Annotated in this window: 1 protein-coding gene; it reads right to left on the reverse strand. The window is 27.1% G+C overall.

Translation table 11 applies throughout. The annotated features are described in order from the left end of the window. Positions 1-255, reverse strand: a 255-nt coding sequence (locus tag ACU68Y_RS09220) for a transposase (protein WP_446755923.1), incomplete at both ends; no start/stop codon positions are given.

Genomic DNA, 255 nt, shown 5'->3' on the forward strand with positions numbered 1-255 from the left:
TTTCCTTTTCTTGACATACTTTGTTTAATATTCATTTTTTCTAGTTTTTTAGTCCAAGTACTATGTTGGTAATGAAATCCTTGGTCTGAGTGTATAATTAAATTTTTAGTGTCCTTATTTTCTTCTATTGCTTTTTCTAGCATTGTATTAGTTAATTCTATTGTTGGGTGATTACTTAGTGTATAGCTGATTATTTCACTGTTGAATAGATCTAATATTGGTGATAGGTATAGCTTATTTTCTTCACCTTTTATT

The organism is Finegoldia sp. P1-F-LS (assembly GCF_052932205.1).